This window comes from Kitasatospora sp. NPDC002543, from assembly GCF_053594915.1.
Genome location: NZ_JBSFWR010000119.1, coordinates 1 through 24,419 on the forward strand (window position 1 = coordinate 1; position 24,419 = coordinate 24,419).

General features: G+C 74.4%; 19 protein-coding genes and 1 pseudogene. 7 read left to right on the forward strand and 13 right to left on the reverse strand.

Features of this window, described 5'->3' with window-relative positions:
- Both ACWD4P_RS33065 and ACWD4P_RS33070 read left to right on the forward strand, forming a co-directional pair.
- The coding region (locus ACWD4P_RS33065; protein WP_449782188.1) for a hypothetical protein at window positions 1-197 on the forward strand (197 nt) is incomplete at its 5' end.
- Window positions 198-374: 177 nt separating this feature from the next.
- Complete coding sequence (locus tag ACWD4P_RS33070; RefSeq protein WP_449782189.1) at window positions 375-1,553, forward strand: DUF2690 domain-containing protein; 1,179 nt, start codon at window positions 375-377, stop codon at window positions 1,551-1,553.
- On the opposite strand, the gene ACWD4P_RS33075 is transcribed toward ACWD4P_RS33070, so the two are convergent.
- The 5 genes from ACWD4P_RS33075 to ACWD4P_RS33095 form a co-directional block, all read right to left on the reverse strand.
- Window positions 1,550-2,752, reverse strand: a complete 1,203-nt coding sequence (locus ACWD4P_RS33075) for an RNA polymerase sigma factor (RefSeq protein WP_449782190.1) — start codon at window positions 2,750-2,752, stop codon at window positions 1,550-1,552. The genes ACWD4P_RS33070 and ACWD4P_RS33075 overlap by 4 nt on opposite strands.
- 152 nt (window positions 2,753-2,904) lie before the next feature.
- Entirely contained in the window at window positions 2,905-4,812 is a 1,908-nt protein-coding gene (dnaG, locus tag ACWD4P_RS33080) for a DNA primase (protein WP_359822881.1), read from the reverse strand.
- Window positions 4,813-4,922: 110 nt separating this feature from the next.
- Entirely contained in the window at window positions 4,923-6,233 is a 1,311-nt protein-coding gene (locus ACWD4P_RS33085) for a deoxyguanosinetriphosphate triphosphohydrolase (protein WP_359822884.1), read from the reverse strand.
- A gap of 179 nt (window positions 6,234-6,412) precedes the next feature.
- A complete protein-coding gene (locus tag ACWD4P_RS33090; RefSeq protein WP_359822886.1) occupies window positions 6,413-7,402 on the reverse strand; it encodes an SGNH/GDSL hydrolase family protein in 990 nt (329 codons plus the stop codon).
- Window positions 7,403-7,630: 228 nt separating this feature from the next.
- Complete coding sequence (locus ACWD4P_RS33095) at window positions 7,631-8,575, reverse strand: PAC2 family protein (RefSeq protein WP_359831446.1); 945 nt, start codon at window positions 8,573-8,575, stop codon at window positions 7,631-7,633.
- A 771-nt stretch (window positions 8,576-9,346) separates the two neighbouring features.
- On the opposite strand from ACWD4P_RS33095, the gene ACWD4P_RS33100 reads away from it, so the two are divergent.
- Window positions 9,347-10,081, forward strand: coding sequence for a GNAT family N-acetyltransferase (locus ACWD4P_RS33100; protein ID WP_359831448.1), 735 nt, complete (start codon window positions 9,347-9,349; stop codon window positions 10,079-10,081).
- On the opposite strand, the pseudogene ACWD4P_RS33105 reads toward ACWD4P_RS33100, so the two are convergent.
- Window positions 10,071-11,316, reverse strand: a pseudogene (locus tag ACWD4P_RS33105) (ADP-ribosylglycohydrolase family protein). The gene ACWD4P_RS33100 and the pseudogene ACWD4P_RS33105 overlap by 11 nt on opposite strands.
- Window positions 11,317-11,427: 111 nt before the next feature.
- On the opposite strand from ACWD4P_RS33105, the gene ACWD4P_RS33110 reads away from it, so the two are divergent.
- Window positions 11,428-12,423: a hypothetical protein gene (locus tag ACWD4P_RS33110; protein ID WP_449782191.1), complete on the forward strand. Its 996-nt coding sequence runs from the start codon at window positions 11,428-11,430 to the stop codon at window positions 12,421-12,423.
- Between the two features lie 70 nt (window positions 12,424-12,493).
- Here ACWD4P_RS33110 and ACWD4P_RS33115 read toward each other — a convergent pair whose 3' ends face one another.
- The 6 genes from ACWD4P_RS33115 to ACWD4P_RS33140 form a co-directional block, all read right to left on the reverse strand.
- Window positions 12,494-13,027: a ribonuclease gene (locus tag ACWD4P_RS33115; protein WP_359824754.1), complete on the reverse strand. Its 534-nt coding sequence runs from the start codon at window positions 13,025-13,027 to the stop codon at window positions 12,494-12,496.
- A gap of 280 nt (window positions 13,028-13,307) precedes the next feature.
- Window positions 13,308-16,016: a pyruvate, phosphate dikinase gene (gene ppdK / locus ACWD4P_RS33120; RefSeq protein ID WP_359824757.1), complete on the reverse strand. Its 2,709-nt coding sequence runs from the start codon at window positions 16,014-16,016 to the stop codon at window positions 13,308-13,310.
- Between the two features lie 562 nt (window positions 16,017-16,578).
- Entirely contained in the window at window positions 16,579-17,748 is a 1,170-nt protein-coding gene (gene dusB, locus ACWD4P_RS33125; protein ID WP_359824759.1) for a tRNA dihydrouridine synthase DusB, read from the reverse strand.
- Between the two features lie 88 nt (window positions 17,749-17,836).
- Window positions 17,837-18,739, reverse strand: coding sequence for a DUF4097 family beta strand repeat-containing protein (locus ACWD4P_RS33130; RefSeq protein WP_449782192.1), 903 nt, complete (start codon window positions 18,737-18,739; stop codon window positions 17,837-17,839).
- A gap of 2 nt (window positions 18,740-18,741) precedes the next feature.
- On the reverse strand, window positions 18,742-19,386 hold the full coding sequence (locus tag ACWD4P_RS33135) for a response regulator transcription factor (RefSeq protein ID WP_359824762.1): 645 nt from the start codon (window positions 19,384-19,386) through the stop codon (window positions 18,742-18,744).
- Window positions 19,374-20,588 (reverse strand): sensor histidine kinase, encoded by a 1,215-nt coding sequence (locus ACWD4P_RS33140; RefSeq protein ID WP_359824765.1) that lies wholly within the window; start codon window positions 20,586-20,588, stop codon window positions 19,374-19,376. The genes ACWD4P_RS33135 and ACWD4P_RS33140 overlap by 13 nt, the downstream gene beginning before the upstream one ends.
- Before the next feature lie 135 nt (window positions 20,589-20,723).
- Here ACWD4P_RS33140 and ACWD4P_RS33145 point away from each other — a divergent pair, with 135 nt between their 5' ends.
- Window positions 20,724-21,320, forward strand: a complete 597-nt coding sequence (locus ACWD4P_RS33145) for a hypothetical protein (protein ID WP_449782193.1) — start codon at window positions 20,724-20,726, stop codon at window positions 21,318-21,320.
- The gene (locus ACWD4P_RS33150) at window positions 21,317-21,706 is read left to right on the forward strand and encodes a hypothetical protein (RefSeq protein ID WP_449782194.1); all 390 of its coding nucleotides are present in this window, start codon (window positions 21,317-21,319) and stop codon (window positions 21,704-21,706) included. Before ACWD4P_RS33145 ends, ACWD4P_RS33150 begins: the two co-directional genes overlap by 4 nt.
- A 42-nt stretch (window positions 21,707-21,748) precedes the next feature.
- On the opposite strand, the gene ACWD4P_RS33155 is transcribed toward ACWD4P_RS33150, so the two are convergent.
- Window positions 21,749-22,705, reverse strand: coding sequence for a helix-turn-helix transcriptional regulator (locus ACWD4P_RS33155; protein ID WP_359824771.1), 957 nt, complete (start codon window positions 22,703-22,705; stop codon window positions 21,749-21,751).
- A 102-nt stretch (window positions 22,706-22,807) separates the two neighbouring features.
- Between ACWD4P_RS33155 and ACWD4P_RS33160 the strand changes: the two genes are divergently transcribed.
- Window positions 22,808-24,298 (forward strand): MFS transporter, encoded by a 1,491-nt coding sequence (locus tag ACWD4P_RS33160; protein WP_449782195.1) that lies wholly within the window; start codon window positions 22,808-22,810, stop codon window positions 24,296-24,298.
- The last annotated feature ends 121 nt before the right edge of the window (window positions 24,299-24,419 follow it).

Consider the following 24,419-nt stretch of genomic DNA (forward strand, 5'->3'; position numbering starts at 1 on the left):
TCATCGTCGTCAACGACAACGAGCGCTCCTACTCGCCGACCATCGGCGGCCTGGCCAACCACCCACCGGACCGGCGCAGCCTCGCGGGGGGCCGGGAGCGGGTGCGGACCCCGCGACGAGTGATCGATCGGTGTCCGAACGTTTCCACCGACGGGCGGACCGCACCGGCCAGAGAACTCTGCACGATGACGACGTGAATGTTCGAGCGTCTCCGGGGGTTGTGAGACACTTCCGTCCGTCTCAGCGCCATGACCTGGGGTTTGGGACGCCAGGCCGACCGGGTTGGAGAAGCCGGGACGCCGGACGGCCGGACCCGCCCGCCCGTTCCGGCCCGCCTCCCCCGCCCACCGTTTCTCGAGTTTTGGAGCGCCGCAGTGGGTGCCGCCCGGAAGCAGCTGCCCGAGGAACTGTCCGAACCCGCCAAGCGCCTGGCGGAGGAACTCCGGACCATCAAGGACACCGCCGGGCTGTCGCTGTCCGAGCTGGCGACCCGGACGCACTACAGCCGGGCCTCCTGGGAGCGCTGGCTCAACGGCAAACGGATCGTCACCGAGCAGGCGCTGGACGCCCTGATCGGGACGGTCGCGTGCGACGGGGCCGCGCTGCGGGCACTGTGGCTCCAGGCGGTGGCGGGGCCGGGGCCGGAGGCCGCGGAGCCGGTCCCCGACGGGGGCGCGGAGCCGGGCGCTTGCGCCGAGCCGGGCGTGGGCGCGGCCGTGCAGCGCCCGGCCGCCGACGACGAGCCGCGGAGTCCCGAGGAACCCCCCGCCACCGAGGCAGGGTTCGCCGCCGGGGAGCAGGCCGCCGCGGAGGCACCGGCGGCCGGGCCGGAACCCGATCCCGCCCCCTGGTGGCTGCGCCCGACGGCGCTGGTCTCCGGTGCCGCCGTGCTGGCACTGCTGCTGGTGCTGGTCGGCCTGCGGATCAGCCGGCACGACGGGCAGGCCGCGGCGGCCGACGGGACCACCGCGACGGCCGGGGCCTCCGCCTCCGCCCGCCCCGGCCCGACCGACCCCGCCTGCCAGGCCGTCGGCTGCGCCCACAAGGACCCGAAGACCACCGGCTGCGGCAAGGACGCCCGGACCCTGCAGACCCAGGTGATCGGCAAGGTCGTCGTCTACCTGCGGTACAGCCAGACCTGCCGGGCCGCCTGGGCGGCCATCACCGAGGGCCAGCCGAAGGACTACGCGACGATCACCGACGGCACCGGCGACAGCGAGACCGCGCTCATCCACTGGGGCTACGACAACTACTCGCCGATGCTGAACGCGGCCGACCCGACCGTCACCTTCCAGGTCTGCGGCTACCAGCCGGCCGGCCACGACTGCACCGCGGTGGTCTCCGACCTGGCCATGGTGGTGGCCTCCACCCCGATCCCGATCGGGCCCGCCTCACCCCCGCCGGGAACCGGCGCGGGAGCCCCCACGGCACCGGCCCCGGCCACACCGGCCGACCCTGCGGCGTGGGACCCGGCGACGACCCCGGCCGACCAGCCCTCGCCCACGCCCTCGCCCTCGCTCTCCCCCTCGTTCCCGCCCACGCCCGTCGGCTAGTCGAGGTAGCCGCGCAGCTGCTCGGCACAGGCGTGGTCGCGGAGCTTGACCAGGGTCTTCGACTCGATCTGGCGGATCCGCTCCCGCGTCACGCCGAACACCGCGCCGATCTCCTCCAGCGTGCGCGGACGGCCGTCGTCCAGCCCGTAGCGGAGCTGGACGACCTGGCGCTCCCGCTCCCCCAGGGTCGCCAGGACGGCCTCCAGGTGCTGGCGCAGCAGCAGGAAGGTCGCGGACTCGGCGGGCGAGGCGGCGTCGGCGTCCTCGATCAGGTCCCCGAGCGCGACGTCCTCCTCCTCGCCGACCGGGGTGTGCAGCGAGATCGGTTCCTGGGCCAGCCGGAGCAGCTCGCGCACCCGTTCCTCGGTCAGCTCCAGGGCGGCCCCGATCTCGGCCGCCGTCGGTTCCAGGCCGCGCTCCTGGAGCAGGCCGCGCTTCGCCCGCACCACCCGGTTGATCAGCTCGACCACGTGCACCGGCACCCGGATCGTCCGGGCCTGGTCGGCCAGCGCCCGGCTCATCGCCTGCCGGATCCACCAGGTGGCGTACGTGGAGAACTTGAAGCCGCGGGCGTAGTCGAACTTCTCCACCGCACGGATCAGGCCCAGGTTGCCCTCCTGGACCAGGTCCAGCAGGGTCAGCCCGCGGCCGACGTAGCGCTTGGCGACGGAGACCACCAGCCGCAGGTTCGCCTCGATCAGCCGGCGCTTGGCGATCCGGCCCCGCACCACCAGGGTGTCCAGCTCCCCGGCCAGCGGGTCGGGCGGCGGCGGGTCGCCGTTCAGCCGCTCCTCGGCGAAGATGCCGGCCTCCACCCGACGGGCGAGTTCGACCTCCTCCTCGGCGGTGAGCAGGCGGATCCGGCCGATCTCGCGCAGGTACTGGCGCAGCAGGTCGGCGGCCGGACCGGTGTCGCCGACGGGCCCGCGGCGCTCCTCCGGCTCCTCGGCCCCGGCCCCGGCCCCGGGCTCGGGCTCGGCTTCGTGGTCGGGGTCCGGGCTGTCCGGGCTGTCCGGGTGGCCCTCCGGCAGGCCCTGGGCGGGGGCCCGGGCACCGTCCGGAGGCGCCGCCCCGGCCCGGCCGTGGTCGGTCTCCTGCTCCCCGGACTGCTGCTTGCCGGCGTGCGGCCCGGCCGGTCCGGCGGGGTTCGCTCTCGTCCTGGTGGTGGTCGCTGCGGCGAGGCCTTGCTCCACGGGCATCCCCTCGGGGCGGGCGCGACTCTGGCGGACCCGCGCAGTACGGAGGTGGGACGCCCTCCAGTGTGCGGTACGCCACACTCCGTGGCCGAGACTCGTGCGCCGACTTTCTCCGGCGGGTGGCGCGGCCGTGCCGCGGGAGGCGCGGGCGGGCCCTACAGCGCCGCCGCGCCCCGGCTGCGCAGCTGCTGCCCGTACTGCTGGAGCTGCCACAGCTCGGTCTGCACCGCGTGCAGCTGCTCGGCGTCGGCGCGGGGGCCGAGCCGCTGGAGGTAGCCGCGGACCTCGGTGATCCGCCGGTCCACCGCCAGCATGCGCAGCTTGACCAGGAACTCCCCCGCGTAGATCGCGTCCACCTTGCGGCGCGAGCGCACCGGCTCGACGGTCAGCTCGGTGACCAGCGACCGCACCTGGTCGTCCGGGGACGCCTCGCGCACGGCGCTGGTGAAGTCGGGCAGGCCCGCCCCGTACGCGGCGCCGCCGGCCTTGGCGATGGCCTGCCGGACGGCGGTGTACGGCGGGGTCGGGAACTCGTCCTCGCCGTAGTGGTCGAAGGCCGGGCTGACCAGGTCCGGGTGCTGGAGCGCCAGCTTGAGCAGCTCCCGTTCGACGAACTGGGCCGGGTCGCGCGGGTTGAGCCGGAAGGCGGGCTGCGCGGGGCGCTGCGGCTGGACCGGCTCGGGGCGGCGCTGGGCGGCCGCGCCGCGCGGGTTCTGCTGGCGCTCGCGGTCCCAGCGGGCCAGCTGGGAGATCCGGCGGACGACGAACTGCTCGTCCAGGATGCCGAGCATGCCGGCCAGGCGGACGGCGTACTCGTGCTGGATCGAGCGGTCCTTGATCTTGGCGACGATCGGGGCCGCCTCCTCCAGCGCCGCCGACCGCCCCTCGGGGGTGTCCACCCGGTGCCGGGCCACCACCGAGGTCAGCGCGAACTCGAACAGCGGGACCGGGTTGTCGATCAGGTGCTTGACCGCCTCGTCACCCTGGGCCAGGCGCAGCTCGCACGGGTCCATGCCGCCCGGGCTGACCGCGATGGAGGTCTTGGCGGCGAACTTCTGGTCGTCCTCGAAGGCGCGCAGGGCCGCCTTCTGGCCGGCCGCGTCGCCGTCGAAGGTGAAGACGGTCTCGCCCCTGTACTGCGAGGTGTCCATCAGCAGCCGGCGGATGATCTTGATGTGGTCCTCGGCGAAGGCGGTGCCGCAGGTGGCCACCGCCGAGGTGACCCCGGCCAGGTGGCAGGCCATCACGTCGGTGTAGCCCTCGACCACCACCGCGCGGCCCGACTTGGCGATCTCCTTCTTCGCCAGGTCGATCCCGTACAGCACGTGGGACTTCTTGTAGATCGGCGTCTCGGGGGTGTTGAGGTACTTCGGGCCGTTGTCGTCCTCGCGCAGGCGGCGGGCGCCGAAGCCGACCACCTCGCCCGCGATGTCCCGGATCGGCCACACCAGCCGGCCCCGGAAGCGGTCGATCAGGCCACCGCGCTGGCCCTGCGAGGCGAGGCCGCCCAGCAGGATCTCCTTGTCGGTGAAGCCCTTGCCGCGCAGGTAGCGGACCAGGTGCTCCCAGCCCGCGGGGGCGTAGCCGACGCCGAAGGTCGTCGCGGCCTCCTCGTCGAAGCCGCGCTCCGCCAGGAAACGGCGGCCGATCTCCGCCTCCGGCGAGGCCAGCTGCTCCCGGTAGTAGGCGGCGGCCACCTTGTGCGCCTCGACCAGCCGGGTGCGCTCGCCCTGCTGGTGGCGGGGGCTGTAGCCGCCCTCCTCGTAGCGCAGGGTGATGCCGGCCTGGGCGGCCATCCGCTCGACGGCCTCGGCGAAGGTGAAGTGCTCGATCTTCATCAGGAAGGCGATCGTGTCGCCGTTCTCCTGGCAGCCGAAGCAGTGGAAGACGCCCTTGGCGGGGTTGACGTAGAAGGAGGCGGACTTCTCGTCGTGGAAGGGGCAGACGCCCTTGTACTCGCCGCCGCCACCATTGGTCAGCTGTACGTAGTCGCCGACCACCGCGTCGATCGGCAGTGCGCTGCGCACCGCCTGTACGTCTTCGTCCCTGATCCGCCCGGCCACCCCGGAAGTCTACTGGGGCGGCCGCGCCTTCGAGCCGGGCGGACCGCCGCAGGGCCGACCGGCCGGGGCAACCGGCCGGGGCCGGGCCGCCGGGGCGGACGGCGGACCCACTACGCCCAGGCGGCGCCGACCAGCTTGGCGTGCAGGGCCAGGGCCGAGGCGTCCGTGAGGGTGGCGATCTGGTCGACGACCGTGCGCAGGGCCGCGCGGTCGTCCTCGGCCTCGCGGTACATGGCGGCGAACACCGGGTCCAGCCCCTCGGGGGCGCGCTGGGTGAGGACGTACGCCAGCTCGGCGATCACGATCCGCTGGCGGGCCCGCAGCTGGGCCTGCTCGTCGCGCTGCATCACGTAGCGGACGGCGACCGCCTTGAGCACCGCGCACTCCAGCCGGACGTCCCTCGGCACCACCAGCTCGGCGGTGTAGCGGGTGAGCCGGCCGGGGCCGTAGCGGGCGCGGGTGGCCTGCTCGGCCGCCAGGCAGAAACGGCCGATCAGCTGGCTGGTGAGGTCCTTGAGCCCGGCCCGGGCCCGGGCGGTGCCGTCGTAGGAGCGGGGCCACCACTCCTGGGCGAGCAGCCGGTCCAGGGCGGCCGACAGCTCCTCCGGCCCGGCGTCCGGGGCGTAGCGCTCGGCGACCTTGAAGAGCTCGGCGCGCTCGCTCGGGGCGCGCAGGGCGGCCGGGTCGATGTGGCCGGCCTGGAGGCCGTCCTCGACGTCGTGGGTGGAGTAGGCCACGTCGTCGGACCAGTCCATCACGGTGGCCTCGAAGCACTTGCGCCCGGCCGGGGAGCCGGCCCGCAGCCAGCGGAACACCGCCAGGTCGTCGGCGTAGACGCCGTACTTGGGCGAGGCCGGGTCGGTGGGGTGGGCACCCTTGGTCCACGGGTACTTGGTGGCGGCGTCCAGGGCGGCGCGGCTCAGGTTGAGGCCGACGCTGCGGCCCGGCCAGGGGGCGAGCCGGGCGGCGGGCCGCTCCTCGTCGGGCGCGAAGCGCTTGGGTTCGAGCCGGGTCAGGATGCGCAGCGACTGGGCGTTGCCCTCGAAGCCGCCGCAGGCCTCGGCGGCCTGGTCGAGGGCCTCCTCGCCGGTGTGGCCGAAGGGCGGGTGGCCGATGTCGTGGGCCAGGCAGCCGGTCTCCACGAGGTCCGGGTCGCAGCCCAGGGCGGCACCCAACTCCCGCCCGACCTGGGCGCATTCGAGGGAGTGGGTGAGTCGGGTGCGCGGGAAGTCGCTGCGCATCGGGGCGACCACCTGGGTGGTGCCGGCCAGCCGGCGCAGGGCGGCCGAGTGCAGGACCCGGGCGCGGTCGCGCTGGAAGGCCGTGCGGCCCGGCCGCTTGTCGGGTTCGGGGACCCAGCGGGCCTCGGCAGCGCGGTCGTACGGGATCGGGGCGGCGAGGCGGTGCTTGGTGTCGTCCATATGCCCTTCACCGTACGCCGGGCCGCCGACACGCGGGGTGTGCCGCGCACGAAGCGATGCGGGCCGGGGCGTGAACGGTGCGCGGCACGCGGGTGCCCGCCCCGGTGCGTCGGCCCCACCCGGACGGTCCAGTCCCGCGCGCCCCGCGCGCCCCTCGCGTTCCCCGGCCCGGCCGGGGGCTAGCCCTTGATCGCCTTCAGGACGACGCCGGACGCCGCCTCCTGGCCCTTGGCGTTGGGGTGGATCGGCGCCAGGCCGTGGGCCGGGAACGGCGGCTCGACCCAGCGCTCGCCCTCCCCCGCGCACATGTCGTGCCCGGCCGAGGGCCCGGCGAGGTCCACGAACACCGCGCCGGCCGCCTCGGCGCGCTTCTTGAGCATGCCGTTGAGCTGCTGCTGCTTCTCCACCAGGAAGTTCAGGTCGGAGGCGGGCACGGCGTTGCCGAGCACCGGCAGGCAGCTCGCCGGATCGGCCGGGAGCAGCCCCGGGTACCCGATCACGTACACCTTGGCCTTCGGGGAGCGCTTCCGGACGTCCTGGAGCACCTGGCCGATCCGCTCGCCGGCCGCGTCCACCTTGCGCTGGACCTCGTCGGTGCCGCCGCCCTTGGCGTAGTGGTCGCGGCACGGCGAGTTGCTGATCCGGTCCGCGCTGTCGGTGATCACGCCCTTGACGATGTCCACCAGGTTGGCCTTGGCGCACTCCGTCACGACCTCCATGAAGCCGGCGTCGTTGCCGCCGATCCCCAGGGTCACCAGCCGGGTGTCCGCGGTCAGCGCGTCCAGCTGGGCCGGGTTGGTGCCGTCGGCGACCTTCTGCGGGCCGGTCAGGTCCCCGGTGCGGGCGCCGCTGCAGCTGACGTCCTTGAACTGCCCGGCGGCGAGCGAGAGCCCCTTCGCCACCAGGGCCGGGTAGTTGGCCCCGGAGCGGTAGCAGGCGCCCGGCTCGCCGATCTGCGGGGCGATCTTCATCCCGGCGGTGTACGAGTCGCCGAGCGCGACGTACGGGCCGGTGGGCGGGGGCTCGGCCGCGGCGGCCTTCGCGTGGGCGGGCGCCGCGCCGGCGGCGCCGCTCCCGCCGTCCGAGCCGGCGTTGTCGGTGCAGCCGGCCAGCAGCACTGCGGCCAGTCCGGCGGTCAGGGCGATGGTCGGGCGTGCGGTCCTCGGCATGGTCTCCCCCCGGGGATGCGGATCACGGTCGGCTCCTGGTGGCGGCCCGTCCCCCGGGCGGGCGCATCAGGGGCCAACGAACGGTCGCGGCCGTTCACTCCCGCCCGGGCCGAATACGCCTCCGGGCGGGACCGAACCGGCCGGAATCCGCCCCCGGACCGGCCGACGGGCACACCCGGGCCGCCGCGCGCCGACGTGCCGCGCGGCTGCCCCGCGGCCTGCCCGCGACTACTCCGCGCCGCGCTCGTGCTCCGCCAGGAACTGCTCGAAGCGCCGCCCCAGTTCGTCCGCCGAGGGCAGGTCCACCGGCTCGGCCAGCAGGCTCTCCCGGCCCTCCGCGCCCGCCACGGCGTCGTACTGCCCCTCCATGCCGCGGATCGCCGAGCGCAACTCGCCGTCCCCCTGGGCCAGCTGCTCCTCGATGTCCGCGTAGACCTCGGACACCTGCTCGCGCAGCCGGGTGCCGGGCAGCACCAGCCCGGTGGCGGACTGCGCGGCCTCCAGGATCTGCACGGCCGCCGCCGGGTAGGCGGAGCGGGCCACGTAGTGCGGGACGTGCACGGCGAAGCCCAGGACGTCGTGCCCGGCCTCGGCCAGGCGGTACTCCACCAGCGCCTGGGCGCTGCCCGGGACCTGCGCCTGGTCGAACCACTGCGGGTAGCCCGGGGCGAGGTCCAGCCGGTTGCCGTGCGGCGTCATGCCGACCGGGCGGGTATGCGGCACGCCCATCGGGATGCCGTGGAAGTCGACCGAGAGCCGGACCTCGAAGCGCTCCACCAGCTCGCGGACGGCGCGCGCGAAGAGCTCCCACTCGACGTCCGGCTCGGGGCCGGTGAGCAGCAGGAACGGCGCGCCGGCGGCGTCGTGGAGGAGCTGGAGCAGGATCTCCGGCGGGTCGTAGGACGCCCAGTGGTCGTGGTCGAAGACCATCGCCGGGCGGCGGGCCCGGTAGTCCACCAGACGGTCGTGGTCGAAGCGGGCCACCACCTGCGGCGAGCCCGTCTCCAGCAGGTGGGACACCACCTGGCCGCCGGCCTCCCCGGCGTCCATGAAGCCCTCGAAGTGCTGGAGCAGCACGAGGCCCGCACCGGTGTCGCGCAACTGCTCGTTGGCCGCGGCGACGGCGGCCACGCCCTGCTGATCCAGCTCGTACAGCGCCTGGAAGTCACGCACCGCGCACCCAACCCCGTTCTCTGCTCGTTCCGGTCGACCGGCTTCTCGTTCTTGCAGCGTGCCGGGCGCCGCCGGAATTCCCGCCCCGGGCCCCGTCCTCGCTCCGACCTCGCCCCGCACCGGTCCCGGGACGGTCCCGCAGGCCGTCCCGGCCCGCGGGCGGCCGGGTCGCGGGACCGCCCGCAGGGCCGCCGCGAGGCCGTTCGACGGCTCTCCGGGGACGCGCCCGGGAGCCGCGGCCGAGCGGCTCCGGACCATGATCGCACCCGGCGGAGAGCCCCTGGTCACACCCCTCGGAGGAGCCCGTCCGCGGGGCCCGCGAACGGCCCGGGCGGCCATTCGCGCGCCGCGAAGTGACGCACCGCCTTCTGGCGGGTATCGTCCTCTCGCTGCCTCGCATCGTCGCGTCGTCGTCACGTCGTCCGTAACGCCGTCGGCCACGTCCCGGTCCGGTGCTCGGCCAGCCACCCACGACGCATCTTGCCTTCACCTGGCCGCCTGCTTCCCTTCGCGCTCTCGTACCCTCCTCGGCCATTTCGCGGACGCACACTGTCCCCTCGCTCTTCCCGCCGGACCGGTCCGAGGACCCGTGTCCGTTCCGGCACCCGCGCCGCCCGTTCCGGGCCGCCGCCCCCACCCCGTCCGACCGGAGCTCCGGCGTGCGCGGGCACCCGGCCGGCGGACCCGGGCCCAGGCGTACCCAGCCCAGAGCACCCCGTGCCGTACCCCGGCCCGGGAGGCACCCTCCGACCGATGAAGGACCAAGGTTCCGTGCCCGTACCTGTCATCCTCACCGGCCGCACCGTGCGGCTGGAGCCCCTTGCCGCGCACCATGCCGAGGCCATCGCCGAGGCCGGCGCCGAGGACCGTACGACCTACGCCTTCACACCCGTCCCGCACGGTCCGGAAGCCGCCCGCGACTACGTCGCCCGCGCGCTCGCCGACCAGGCCGCGGGCCGGTCTCTGCCGTTCGCGACGGTGAACCTCGCGGACGGCCGGGTCGTCGGCTCCACCCGCTTCCTGGAACTCGACTACTGGCGGGGTCCGATGGTGTGGCCGCCCGTGCCAGGGGTCCCGTTCGGGGATCCGGCCACGGCCGTCCCGGACGCCGCCGAGATCGGCAACACCTGGCTCTCGCCGCGCGCCCAGGGCACCGGCATCAACACCGAGGCCAAGCTGCTGATGCTGCGCCACGCCTTCGAGACCTGGGGCGTGCAGCGGATCTCGCTGCGCGCGGACGCCCGGAACCTGCGCTCGCGCGCCGCCATCGAGCGGCTCGGCGCGACCTCCGAGGGGGTCCGCCGGGCGCACTCGCGCGGGCTGGACGGGGTGGTGCGCTCGACCGCGTTCTACTCGATCCTCGACGACGAGTGGCCGGCCGTCCGGGACATCATCGAGCTGCGGATCGCCGCCGCCACCTCGCCGAGCGCCCCGGATCCGGCGATCAACCAGGAGTGCCTTAGACAGGGCGGCAGCGGCGCCGGGCAGCTGATGATCACGGCCTGAGGCCGAGCGCCCGGTAGCCGGACCGCACCAGGCCCAGGACGACCGGCAGGACCGTGTGGTCGTCCCAGGCCCGGTGGCGGCCCGGATCCGCCTCGACCAGCGCCTCCACCGGCCGCCAGCCGCCCCGCACCCGGGCCACCCGGACCCGGTAGATCTCCGCCCCGCCGACGCTGCGGTGCAGGTGCAGCACGCCCTCGGAGACGACGGCGACCCAGCGCTCGTCCGTGTCCCGGGCCCGCAGGCCCCGCCTGATCCGCTCCCAGTCCCCGTCGGACCAGCTCACGGCCGGCACCGGGTGCGGACGGGGCAGGCTGATCGGGGTCAGGTGCGGCTCGCCGGCCGCGCGCACGCCGCCCGGCTCGGGGAACGCCCAGGCCGGCAGCGGCTCGCAGGCGTCCCGCCAGCCGCGCGGGATGCCCGCGGCGCCGGTGTGCGCGGCGACCACCCCGCCGGTGATCGCGGCGACGGTGTCCATGTCGCCGCCGGCCGCGATCGCGTCCCAGACCGCGGCGCGGTAGTCGGCCAGGTTCCGGGCGGCGCACCACAGCGCGTACGGGACGGTGTCGGCCGCCGACGGCCGGCTGCCGTTGCCGAGCAGGCGCGCGGCGGTCCGGAAGTCCGTCCCGGCGGGCAGCCCGCGGGCCTCCACGATGCCGTCCCTGACGGCCCCGTTCGGGGTGAGGCCGGCCACGTCCTCCAGGAAGCGCTCCGGCGCCGTCGGCCGGGTGCGCGCCCGCGCGGCGTGCGCGGCCGCCACCGCGACCGCGATCGCGCCGTCCACGGCCTGCGGGTGGGTGTGGGTGATCAGGGCGGTGTCGGCGGCGGGGCGCACCGCGGCCCTCGGGTCCTCGGCGTACACGGCCCCCAGCGGGGCGACCCGCATGGCGGCGCCGTTGCCGTAGGAGCCCTGGCCGTCGAAGAGTTCGGCGGCCAGCCGGCGGGCGTCGCCGCCCTCGCGGACCAGCCGCAGCAGCCGGTTGGCGGCCGGGCCGCAGGGCGAAGGCGTGGGTGAGGTCGAAGGTGTCGATCGCGCCGCGCTCGGTGCGGGCGGCGTGGACCGAGCAGGCCATCTCGGTGTCGTCGGTCCACGGCCAGGGGCCGGGGGGTTCGGTGCGGGCGGCGAGGTGGGCCCGGGCGGTCTCCGGGACGAAGAACTGGGCACCGCGGGCGTCGCCGACGCAGAGGCCGAGGAGCGCGTCCGACGCGGGGCCGACGTGCGTGGATGGAATGGTCATATGGCTCCAGCTCAGCGGCTCGGCCGCCGTTCCGTCAACACCCGTGACCGCGCGCCCCACCGACGGGGGATGTTTCGCATACCCCCGATCCCGCCGGGCAGGCACCGGTGCATGACCCGCGCGAACCCCCTCGATCCGGTCGCCCTGCTCGGCGCCGACCAGCAGCACATCGCCACCCGGGCACAGCTGCGCCGGCTCGGGGTGCCCTCCGGCACCATCGCCCACCGGCTGCGGCCGGGCGGGCCCTGGCAACAGGTCCTGCCCCGGGTGATCTGCCTCCAGAGCGGTCGGCTGACGTTCCATCAGAAACTGCGGGCCGCACTGGCGTACGCGACGCCGAAGGGCCGCGAGCCACGGACCGGGGAGGTGCTGCTGACCGGCTTGACAGTGCTCGCCGAGGCCGGGCTGCCGAGCGCCGGACACCCGTCCGGCCTCCACTCGGTCGACATCCTGATTCCTGGTCAACGACGCGTCGGGGACAGGGAGTTCGTCCGGATCCACCGGGCCTCGGGGGCGATGCCGGGCGGCTTCGAACGGGACGACGGGCTGTGGAGCACCACGGTCGCCCGGGCGCTGGCGGACCTCGCGCCCGGGGAGACGGGGCGCCGCCGGTTCCGGGCGCTGTGCGCGGAGGCCGTCCAGCGGCGGCACTGCGAACTCGGCGAGCTGCTCGACCAGTTGCTGTCCCGGCCGGGCGCGCTCGGGCTGCCCCAGGTGGCCGAGGTGGTGGAGGACCTGACGGTCGGGGTGCGGTCGGTGGTGGAGGGCGAGGCCCGCGACGTCCTGGCGCACGCGGGGCTGCCGGAGCCGCTGTGGAACCCGGTGCTCTTCCTGGACGGCCGCTTCCTCGCCGTCCCGGACGCCTACTGGCCGCACGCCTGCGTGGCCCTGGAGATCGACTCCCGCGCCTGGCACCTGCGCCCGGCCGACCACGAGCGGGGCCTCGCCCGCGCCAACCGGCTCACCGCCGCCGGGCTCCCGGTGGTGCGCACCACCCCGGCCCAGCTCCGCCGCGACCCGGCCCCGGTGCTCCACGAGCTGACCGCCCTGGTCACCACCGGCCCGCACCCGCCGCACCCCCGGATCACCTGGCGGCGGGCACGGTGAGCGGTGCCCGGCCGCCGCGGCCCCTCCGGGGCCGTACGGCCCCGCGTTCGGCCCCCGGGTTCGGCCCCGCTCAGCAGCGGGAGTCGATCTCCTGGAAGGTGGCGTAGTGGTCGGCGGACCAGTACTGCTCACCGGCTTCACCGGTCACCACCCGGCGGGTGCCGCGGTCGTTGGAGCCCGGGGTGACCACGGTGAACTCGTGGTAGTAGCCGCCGCTCTTCTTGGGGAGGCGGCTCTCCCGGTTCTCGAACACGATGCCGTCGCGGCTGTACGGGTAGGGCCCGCCCTTGGCGATCAGGGTGAGGGTGTCCACGGCCTGGCTGGGGAGCTTGGTGCGGCAGACGTCGGCCATGGCCGGGTCGGTCGGCACCCAGGTGCCGGCCGGGGCCGGGGTGGTGCCGGCGCCGCCGGCGGGCGGGGTCGGCTTGGGGGCCGAGGGCTTGGGGGCCGCGGACCCGGACGCCTGGGCAGCCGCGGTGGCGGTCGCGCTCGCGGCGGCCTTGGGGTGGCTGCTCCCCTTGTCGGTGAGGAGGTACCCGACCCCGGCGACGAGCGCCAGGATCAGCACGGCCACGACGACGAGCGGGTTCTTGCGGTTGGTCATGCGATCCAGCTTGGCAGGCGGCCGGGCCCCGCCGGGCGAGCTACGCGTGTGGCCGCCGCCACACCGCCGGTCCCCGGCGCGCCCGGCGCCCGGCTCCGGGCCCGGAGGGGCGGCCGGAGACGGACGTACGGCCGGGCGGGAACGGACGCCGTTGTCCGTTCCCGCCCGGCCGTTTCACGTACGCCGGTTCTCCTGCGCCGAGCTCCGGTGTACGCCCTCCCGAAGGGAGGGGGAGCGGTCAGTCGTACCCGCGCGTGAGGAAGGGGATGCCTTCCCTCCCTCAGCGCGAGTCGCTGCCCGCCGACTCGATGGCGGCGCGGCCGGCCTCCAGGCGCGCCACCGGGATCCGGAAGGGGGAGCAGGAGACGTAGTCCAGCCCCACCTCGTGGAAGAAGTGGACCGAGTCCGGGTCGCCGCCGTGCTCGCCGCAGACGCCGAGCTTGAGGTCGGGGCGGGTGGCCCGGCCGGCCTCGACGGCGTGCTTGACCAGCGAGCCGACGCCGTCCCGGTCGATGGTCTCGAACGGGGAGACCCCGAAGATGCCCTTCTCCAGGTAGGCGGTGAAGAAGGAGGCCTCCACGTCGTCCCGGGAGAAGCCCCAGACCGTCTGGGTCAGGTCGTTGGTGCCGAAGGAGAAGAACTCGGCGGCCTCGGCGATCTGCCCGGCGGTCACCGCGGCGCGCGGCAGCTCGATCATGGTGCCGAGCTTGATGTCCAGCCGGACGCCGGTGGACTGGGCGACCTCGGCGAGCACCCGCTCGCACTCGTCGCGGACCAGCTCCAGCTCCTGGACGGTGCCGACGAGCGGGATCATCACCTCGGGGCGCGGGTCCCCGCCGGCCAGCTTGCGCTCGGCGGCGGCCTCGGCGATGGCCCGGACCTGCATGCCGAACAGACCGGGGATGACCAGTCCGAGGCGGACGCCGCGCAGGCCGAGCATCGGGTTCTGCTCGTGCAGCTTGTGCACCGCCTGGAGCAGGCGCAGGTCGTTCTCGTTCGGGTCCTTGCGGGCCTCGGCGAGGGCGACGCGCACCGACAGCTCGGTGATGTCCGGCAGGAACTCGTGCAGCGGCGGGTCGAGCAGGCGGACGGTGACCGGCAGGCCGTCCATCGCCTGGAAGAGCTCCAGGAAGTCGCCCTTCTGGAGCGGCAGCAGGGTGGAGAGGGCGAGCTCGCGGTCCTTGTCGTTGTCCGCCAGGATCAGGTGCTCGACCTCCTTGCGGCGCTCCTCGCCGAGGAACATGTGCTCGGTGCGGCACAGGCCGATGCCCTGGGCGCCGTAGCGGCGGGCGCGCGAGCCGTCCTCGGCGTTGTCGGCGTTGGCGCGCACGGCCAGCCGGCGGCGGCCGTCGGCGTGCGACATCAACCGGTGGACGGCCTGGACCAGGCCGCCCTGGACGTCGGCGCCCGCGTGCAGGGTGCCCTCGAAGTACTCGACCACGGGGGACGGCAGGACGGGGACCTCGCCGAGGTAGACCTTGCCGGTGGCGCCGTCGATCGAGACGACGTCGCCCTCGTGGATCACCTGGCCGTCGGCGGTGGTGAAGCGCCGGGCCTTGGTGTCGACCTCCAGCTCCTCGGCGCCGCAGACACAGGTCTTGCCCATGCCGCGGGCGACCACGGCCGCGTGCGAGGTCTTGCCGCCGCGCGAGGTCAGGATGCCCTCGGCGGCGATCATGCCGTCCAGGTCGTCCGGGTTGGTCTCGCGGCGGACCAGGATGACCTTCTCGCCGGAGCGGGACCACTTGACCGCGGTGTACGAGTCGAAGACAACCTTGCCGATCGCGGCACCCGGCGAGGCGGCCAGGCCCCAGGCGATCTGCTGCGACTCGGCGTTGGGGGCGAAGCGGGGGAACATCAGCTGGGAGAGCTGACCGCCGGTGACCCGCATCAGGGCCTCGTCCAGGTCGATCAGGCCCTGGTCGACGAGCTGGACGGCGATCCGGAAGGCGGCCGCGGCGGTGCGCTTGCCCACGCGGGTCTGGAGCATCCAGAGCTTGCCGCGCTCGATGGTGAACTCGATGTCGCAGAGGTCGCGGTAGTGGTTCTCGAGCTTCTGCATGATCGCCATCAGCTCGTCGTACGACTTCTTGTCGAGCTTCTCCAGCTCGGCCAGCGGCAGGGTGTTGCGGATGCCGGCGACGACGTCCTCGCCCTGGGCGTTGGACAGGTAGTCGCCGTAGACGCCCTGGGTGCCGGTGGAGGGGTCACGGGTGAAGGCGACGCCGGTGCCGGAGTCCTCGCCGAGGTTGCCGAAGACCATGGTGCAGACGTTGACCGCGGTGCCCAGGTCGTTCGGGATGCGCTCCTGGCGGCGGTACAGCCGGGCGCGGTCGCCGTTCCAGGAGTGGAAGACGGCGTGGATCGCGAGGTCCATCTGCTCGCGCGGGTCCTGCGGGAAGGCCCGGCCGGTCTCGCGCTCGACGATGCCCTTGAACACCTCGACCAGCGCCCGGAGGTCGGCCGCGTCCAGGTCCAGGTCGTTGACGGTGCCCTTGGCGTGCTTGGCCTCGTCCAGGGCCTCCTCGAAGAGCTCTCCGTCGACGCCCAGCACGGTCTTGCCGAACATCTGGACCAGGCGGCGGTAGGAGTCCCAGGCGAAGCGCTCGTTGCCGGACTGGGCGACGAGGCCGGCCACCGAGTCGTCGGAGAGGCCGATGTTGAGGACGGTGTCCATCATGCCGGGCATGGAGAACTTCGCGCCGGAGCGCACCGACACCAGGAGGGGGTTGTCGGCCTGCCCCAGCTTCTTGCCCATCTCCTGCTCGAGGGCGTCCAGGTGGGCGCTGATCTCCTCGTGCAGGGAGGACGGCTCGCTGCCGGTCTCCAGGAAGACCTTGCAGGCCTCGGTGGTGATGGTGAACCCCGGCGGGACGGGGAGGCCCAGGTTGGTCATCTCGGCCAGGTTCGCACCCTTGCCGCCGAGAAGGTCCTTGAGCTCCTTGTTTCCTTCGGTGAAGGAGTAAACAAACTTCTGCTGGGACGGCACGGTTCGGTCTCCTCACACGGTTGCCCTGACGCCGGAGAACATACCCATTTCGAAGGCACTTCTCTGCCCTGAATGGGCCACCCGTGGCTGGTACCAAGCGGTAACCCGCTAGATCGAATGCACATAAAGGCGTTCACCTCTGTTGGTGAAATCGTCCGCCTGACGCTAGCCCGCATTCAATTCTTGAAGACAAGCAGGCCCGAAGATCGCACGATCCGGACGCACCGTAGCGACCGCGGGTCCATGGCGTTGCCCCGGCTTGATTTCCTGCACCCGGATCGGCCGATCACCGGCCGACCGGCTTCGGGAAGCGATTCACAGTCGACCTGTCCATTTCGTCCACTGACCGGCCGTCAGTCCCCACCGTATGTGGCAAGCGTCACCAGCGCATCTCACGGGTCGGGCGTAGACCGCCTCCGCCAATCGTCGCACTGCGTCCCGGGACGCGCCCGCTGCGTGACGGTCGAATGCCGAAAAGGAGCCCTCTTGTCCAGGATGGACAAGAGGGCTGGGACCTAGTGGCCATGGGCCCCGGAGGGCCGTTTTCGCCAGACCGTATAGATCATCCGCCAGAGGTGTCCGATTCGGCGTCAACGCCCGGCCGGGCGCAGTCATACGGATCGTCCAACCAGCCCTCGGGCAGGACCACCCGGTTGTTGCCGCTGGTCCGCCCGCGCGGGCCGTCCGCACCGTCCGGCCAGCCCTGGGACTGCTCCACCTGGGAGAGGGTTTCGGCCAGTTCGGCCAAGGAGGAGGAGCCGGCGAGCCGCACCCGCAGCTCGGAACCGACCGAGAAGCCCTTGGTGTACCAGGCGACGTGCTTGCGGAAGTCGACCACGCCGCGCGCCTCGTCGCCCAGCCACTCGCCGAGCAGCTGCGCGTGCCGCACCATCGCCGCGGCCACGTAGCCGAAGTCGGGGCGGGCGTAGTCCACGTCGCCCTCGAAGATCGAGACCAGGTCCTTGAACAGCCAAGGCCGGCCCAGGCAGCCGCGGCCCACCACCACGCCGTCGCAACCGGTCTCGCGCATCATCCGCAGCGCGTCGTCCGCCGACCAGATGTCCCCGTTGCCCAGCACCGGGATGTGCGCCGGGACGGACTCGCGCAGCCGGGCGATCGCCGACCAGTCGGCCGTCCCGCCGTAGTGCTGGGCGGCGGTGCGCCCGTGCAGGGCGATCGCGGCCACGCCCTCCTCGGCGCCGATCCGGCCGGCGTCCAGGTAGGTGAGGTGGTCGTCGTCGATGCCCTTGCGCATCTTCATGGTCACCGGCAGGTCGCCCGCGTTGGCGACGGCCTCGCGCAGGATCTCGCGCAGCAGGTTGCGCTTGTACGGCAGGGCCGAGCCGCCGCCCTTGCGGGTCACCTTCGGGACGGGACAGCCGAAGTTGAGGTCGATGTGGTCGGCCAGGCCCTCGTCCGAGATCATCCGGGCGGCCTTGCCGACGGTCGACGGGTCCACCCCGTACAGCTGGATCGAGCGCGGCTTCTCGCTCGGGTCGAACTTGATCAGCTGCATGGTCTTGGCGTTGCGCTCGACCAGCGCCCGGGTGGTGATCATCTCCGAGACGTACAGCCCCTTGCCGCCGCTCTGCTCGCGGCACAGGGTGCGGAACGGCGCGTTGGTGATGCCGGCCATCGGCGCCAGCACGACGGGCGGCCACACCCGGATCGGGCCGATGTCCAGCGGCGCGAACTCGGTGTCGGACGCGGTGGGTGCGGGCGTGGCTGTCATGCGCGGCTGACCTCGGGTGAAAGGGACGGGACTCTCCATTGTCCCCCACCCGGGTGAGCGGCCTCCGCCCGCGCCGGACGCCGCCCCGCTACGGGGCCGACGGCGGTGGCGCGGACTCCGGCGCGAACGAGGGTTCCGGGTGCTCCGACCGCCTCGGCGAGAACGACGGCTCCGGGTGCTCCGACGGCTCCGGGTGCTCCGGGAGCTCCGGCTGCGGGGACGCCGACGGGACGACGGTGATCACCCCCGAGGTGACCGCGGCGTGCAGCCGGTTCGGGCTGGCGGAGTCCACCAGCTCCGTGTCGATCCGGCCGCTGCCGCTGCCGATCTCGCTGGAGACGGCGTACCGGCTGTCCTTCGGCAGGGTCAGCTCCACCGAGCCGGAGGTGGCCGTGGCGTCCACCTCGCGCGGGATCCTCGCGAAGCCCAGCTGCACCGAGCCCGAGGTGAACCGCGCCGCCACCCGCCCCATGCTCAGGTTGGTGCCCAGCACCAACCCGGAGGTGCCGTGCACGGTCACGTTCCCGGAGGTGTCGGACAGCAGCAGCTGGCCGGAGGTGAGCTCCACCCGCACGTCCCCGCTCAGCCCCTCCACCTGGACCGAACCGGAGCCCACCGAGCCGGACACCTCCGTCGCGGCCGGCACCTCCAGCTCGATCTCGGCGCCGCAGCCGAGGTCCACGAGCGGCAGCACCAGCCGGCATTGCAGCCCGACCGTGAGCACGTCGCCGTCGAAGACGGTGGACACCACCGGCTTGCGCACCAGCCAGTCCAGGCTCTGCCGGACCACCACATGGCCCTCCCGCCCCGCCCGCACCCGGACCGAGGCGTTTCCGGTCTCCAACTGGAGCCGGTGGATCGCCCGGTCGTACGGCCGGCTGGTGCTGGTGCGCTGCTGCACCGCCATCGACCAGGTCTGCAGTCCGGCGCCGATCATGACCAGGACGATCACGACCGTCCCGGTGACCCTCCAGGCCTTCGCCCCCTTCACCGCTACCCGACCTCCAGGAAGCGCAGCACCGCCATCACCCGGCGGTGGCTGTCCTCGGCCGGCGGCAGGTCCAGCTTGGTGAAGATGGAGTTGATGTGCTTGGCCACCGCGCTGTCGCTCACCACCAGCGAGCCGGCGATCGCCGCGTTGGACCGGCCCTCCGCCATCAGGGAGAGCACGTCGCGCTCGCGCGGGGTCAGCTTCTCCAGCGGGTCCCGGTGGCGGCGCACCAGCAGCTGGGCGACCACCTCCGGGTCCAGCGCGGTGCCGCCCTCGGCGACCCGCTGGAGCGCGTCCACGAAGTCGTCGACGTTGGCCACCCGCTGCTTGAGCAGGTAGCCCACGCCGCTGGTGTTGGTCGCCAGCAGGTCCGCGGCGTAGCGCTCCTCCACGAACTGGGAGAGCAGCAGGACGGCGGTGTCCGGCCACTGCCGGCGGATCACCATCGCCGCCTTCACCCCCTCGTCGCTGAAGCCCGGGGGCATCCGGACGTCGGCCACCACCACGTCCGGGAGGTGCCGCTCCACGGCGGCCAGCAGTTCGGTGGCGTCCCCGACGGCGGCCACCACCTCGAAACCCACCGCCTCCAGGACCTTGACCAGGCCGACCCTCAACAGGACCGAGTCCTCGGCGATCACAGCACGCACGGCAACTCCACGGTGATGGTGGTGGGCCCCCCGAGGGGGCTGAGAACGGACAGCGTGCCGTCGACGGAGGCGGCGCGCTTGCGCAGACCGGTGAGCCCGGTGCCGCGCGAGGGGTCCGCGCCGCCCACACCGTCGTCGCTGATGACCAGGCGCAGCCGGCCGCCGGTCGTCCGCACCGAGAGGTCGACGCGGCGGGCCCTGGCGTGCTTGGCCACGTTGGTGAGCGCCTCGGAGACGGTGAAGTAGGCGACCGCCTCGACGGTCGGGGCGACCTGCTCGGAGAGGTCGACGTCCAGGCGCACCGGCAGCGGGGCGCGGGCGGCGACGCCGGACAGCGCCGCGTCCAGACCGCGGTCCTCCAGGACGGCGGGATGCAGACCGCGGACCAGGTCGCGCAGCTCGTCGATGGCCGCCTGGGCCTCCTCGTGCGCGTCGACGATCACCTGCATCACCTCCGGCGGCACCTCCTTGAGGGTGCGCCGGGCCAGTCCCAGGTTCATCGCGAGGGAGGTGAGCCGCTGCTGGGCGCCGTCGTGCAGGTCGCGCTCGATCCGGCGGCGCTCGGCGTCCACCGCGTCGACCAGCCCGGCCCGGCTCTCGGCGATCTCCTCGACCCGCCGCTCCAGCGCCTCCGCCCGGTCCGGGCCGAGCAGCCGCCGGGCCACCCAGACGTCCAGCCGGGCCAGCTGGGTGCCCGCCGTCGGGAGCACCGCCAGCAGCAGCACCCCGCCGAGGGTGAGCAGGACGTCCTCCCCGGCCAGGCCCGAGCGCAGCGCGGTGCCGGCGGGCAGCAGCCAGATCCAGCCGTACACGGTGGCCAGCACCACGCCGGCCGCCCAGGCGTACACCACCACCAGCGCGGCCGCCGCCAGCAGCGGGCCGGCCACCAGGTGGTGGAGGACCTGCCGCCAGGTCGCCCCCAGCAGCCAGCGCTGACGGCCCGTCGGCGGGCGCAGCGGCGGCACCTCGACCCCGCGCAGGGCGCGCAGCCGGCCGCGCTGCACGGCGGTGAGCGGGCGAGCGCCGGCCAGCACGGCGGCGAGCACAGGGAAGAGCAGCCGCGACTCGGTGACGGCCAGCCAGACCGGCAGCGCCATGGGCGCGCCGGCGGCTATGAAGCGGACGTCCCGCCAGGCCTCGGGCGACCACGGTGGGCGCCGGAGGCTCCTGACGAGCGCTCGGCGCAGCGTGGTGGAGGGCATGGCGGACAGCGTAGGGCCCCGTGATCACGCACCACCATGAAGGGGGGTTCCCAAAGGGGGTGTATCTAGCTACACCCCCGATTCGGTGCGCGGCACCACCGACAGGACGGGGGCCCCGGCAGGAGGCTTGAGGGCATGACGAGCACCGCACCGCACTCCGCCACTCCGCCGCACGGGCGGCCCGGCCCCGGGACCGCCTCCGGAACGCCGGCGCCGCGGCAGGAGCCGACGGAGCACGCGCTGCCGGAGGACGCTCTGTCGGAGGACGCTCTGTCGGAGGGTGTGCGGCCGGAGGGTGTGCGGCCGGAGGGCGCGCTGCCGGCCGGGGCCGGGCCCTGGTCGCTGCGCAGCGTCGTGTCCGGCCGCGGCCGGGCCGCGCTGGAGCTCTACCAGTACGGGGAGTTGACCGACGTCCTGGTCGCCGCCCGGCTCACCCCCCACCTGCTGCGCGGGGCCCGGCACTGCCCGACCGCCGGGCGGAGCCGGCACGTGCTGGCCTGGGGCCGGCTGGCGGCCGACGGCACGGTGCCCTCGGTGGTGTTCACCGGGCGGCGGCGCTTCCGCCGCGCCCGTTCGACGGCCGAGACGGTCACCGTGGCCGGGCGGTTCTGGGTGGCCTGGGCCGAGGGGCCGTTCGACGCGGTGCGGGTCGAACACCCGGCGGGCGGGGTGGCCGAGCGGCTGCCGCTCGAGCGGGTGCGGGGCCGCGACCGGAGCCGGGGTGCGGCATGACCACCGCCGTCCTCACCGCCCGCCCCGTCCCTCCGAACGCCCTGCCCGCGCGCTTCGCCCGGCTCCCCGTCCTGGCCGCGGTCGCGCTGCTGCCCTGGCTGGCGGTCCTCGCCGCCTGCCACGAGACCCCGTGGGTCGTGCTCGACCTCACCGAGTTCGCCGCCCTGCTCTCGCTGGACGCGCTGCTGCGCCGGCGCAGCCCCGCCGCGCTGTGGGCGGGTGCCGCGGTGGCCCTGCTGCTCACCGGCGACGCGCTGGCCGACATCGCCTGCGCCGGGCCGGGCCGCGCGGTGCTCGCCGCGCTGGTCATGGCCCTCGGCATCGAGCTGCCGCTCGCCGCGGTGTGCCTGCGGCTCGGGCGCGACGCGGCGGTGCGGGCCGCCTGAGCCCGGTCGGTTCCCGTCCGTCCCCCGCCCCGGGCCGTCTTCCTACCGGGTGGGCAGCCGGTCCATCAGGGCGCGGGTCCCGTCGTCCAGCGGGGTGTACGTGATCATCCGGGTGCCCAGCTGCGGACTCAGCCAGAAGTTGGTGTACTCACAGCTCAGCAGCCCGACGCCGGGCACCTGGAAGCGCTTGACGCCATTGCCCGGACGCATCACGTCGTGCCGCTGCCAGAGCTCCGCGAAGTCCGGCGAGGCCTTGAGCACCCGGGCCAGCAGCGCCTTCCGGGCCGGATCCGCGCTGTGGTCGGCCATCGCCGAGCGGAACCGGGCCACCATGCCGAGGCGCTCGGTGCGGTAGTCGACCAGCACCTCCCGGAAGCGCGAGGGCGTGAACGCCATCCACATCAGGTTGCGGTCCTCGGGAGCCAGCTCGTCGAGGTCGCCGACGAACGCGGTGTACTGGGCGTTGTACGCCAGCACGTCGTAGCGGGAGTTGAGCACCACGGCCGGGTACGGCGCCAGCTGCTCCAGCAGCAGCCGCACGCTCGGGGTGACCGAGGGGCACTCCTTCACCGGCGCCGGATCGTCCGCGCCGGCCAGGGTGAACAGGTGGGCGCGCTCGCTCGGGTCCAGCAGCAGCGCCCGGGCCACCGCGTCCAGCACCTGGGTGGACACCTGGATGTCCCGCCCCTGCTCCAGCCACGTGTACCAGGTCACCCCGACCGCGGCGAGCTGCGCGACCTCCTCCCGGCGCAGCCCCGGCGTGCGGCGGCGGCCGGTCATCGGCAGGCCCATCTGCTCGGGCGACAGGCGTTCGCGGCGGCTGCGCAGGAACGCGGCCAGCTCGTGCCGGCGGGCTTCGCCGGGGGTGGCCGGGCGCGTTCCGGCGGCCGGCCGGACGTTGCCGCCGGCGGCCGGACCGGCGGAACCAGGCGGGCGGGCCGAACCAAACGGGCCGGCCGAACCGGTGCGGGCTTGCGCGGGAGGCGTGGCGAGGCTCATGCTCCCCAGCATGCGACAGCCTCCAGCCTGTTGCCAGGTACTTCTTATACCTGGATAACCACACTCTGGTACCAGGGTAGGGCGCGGCGGATCGTAGGACCCGTGACCCAACAACTCGCCGTCGCCCCCGCATCGAGCCGCACCGCCACCACCCCGGGCACCGCGGCCGCCCGTACCGCCGCTCCCGGACCCACGGGACCCACCGGTCCCGCTGCCGCACTCGGCACCGCCGGGCTGGTCACCGTCCTGCTCGGCGCCTTCCTGCCGATGCTCGACTTCTTCATCGTCAACGTCGCCCTGCCCACCATCGACCACGACCTGGCCGCCGGACCCGCCGTCCTGGAACTCGTCGCCGCCGGCTACGGCATCGCCTTCGCCGTCCTGCTCGTCCTCGGCGGACGCCTCGGCGACAGCTACGGCCGCCGCCGGCTCTTCGTCGTCGGCGCCCTCGCCTTCGCCGTCACCTCGCTGGCCTGCGGCCTCGCCCCCGGCGCGTGGTCCCTGGTCGCCGCCCGGGCCGCCCAGGGCGCCTCGGCCGCGCTGCTGATCCCCCAGGTGCTCGGCACCATCACCGCCGCCACCGAGGGCGCCCGGCGCGGACGCGCGCTCAGCGTCTACGGCGCGGTCGGCGGGATCTCGGTGGTGATCGGCCAGGTGCTCGGCGGGATGCTCGTCGCCGCCGACCTGTTCGGCACCGGCTGGCGCTCGGTGTTCCTGCTGAACGTGCCGTTCGCGCTGCTCGCCGTGGTGCTCGCGGTCCGCTACGTCCCGGAGAGCCGGGCCACCACGGCCGCCCGGGTCGACGTCCCCGGCACCGCCCTGCTCACCGCCGCCCTGCTCTCCCTGCTCATCCCGCTGATGGAGGGCCGCGCCGCCGGCTGGCCGCTCTGGTCCTGGGTGCTGCTGGCGCTCTTCCCCTTCCTCGCCGCCGCCTTCGCCACCGTCGAGCGCCGCGCCGAACGGCGCGGCGACACCCCGCTGGTGCCGCCGTCCCTGCTGCGCATCCCGGAGATGCGGCGCGGCCTCGGCATCGCGCTCCCCTACTTCGCGGGCTTCGGCGGCTTCATGTTCGTCATCGCGGTCGCCCTCCAGCAGGGCCTGCGGCTCGGCCCGGTCGCGGCCGGCTGGGCGCTCGTCCCGATGGCGGTCGGCTACTTCGGCGCCTCGCTCGCCGGACCGCGGCTGATCGGCCGCTGGGGCAGCCGGGTGCTCAGCGCCGGCGCCGTCGTCCAGGCCGCCGGCCTCACCACCCTCGCCCTGACCGTGCTGGCCGACGGGGCGCACTTCTCCCCGCTGCGGATGGCCCCGGGCGTCGCCCTCGCCGGCATCGGGCAGGGCCTGATCGGCACCCCGCTGTTCCGGGTCGTCCTCGCCAAGGTGCCCGCCGCCCGGGCCGGCGTCGGCAGCGGCGTCCTCGCCACCGGCCAGCAGTCCAGCCTCGCCCTCGGCGTCGCCACCCTCGGCACCCTCTACCTCTCCCTCTCCCCCGTCCTCGGCATGGACCGCGCCCTGGCGCTCTGCCTGGGCATCCAGCTCCTCGGCTCCTTCACCATCCTCTACCTGACCACCCGTCTCCCCCGCTCCATCGGCTGAGCCCGGGCTCCGCGGCCCCGCCCCGGCGACGGCGGCAGCGGTGAACGGCGGCCCCGCGACCGGTACCGAAGGACACCAAGGTGGTCGTGGTCCCCTGATCCCGGACGGCCCGGGGCGAGCG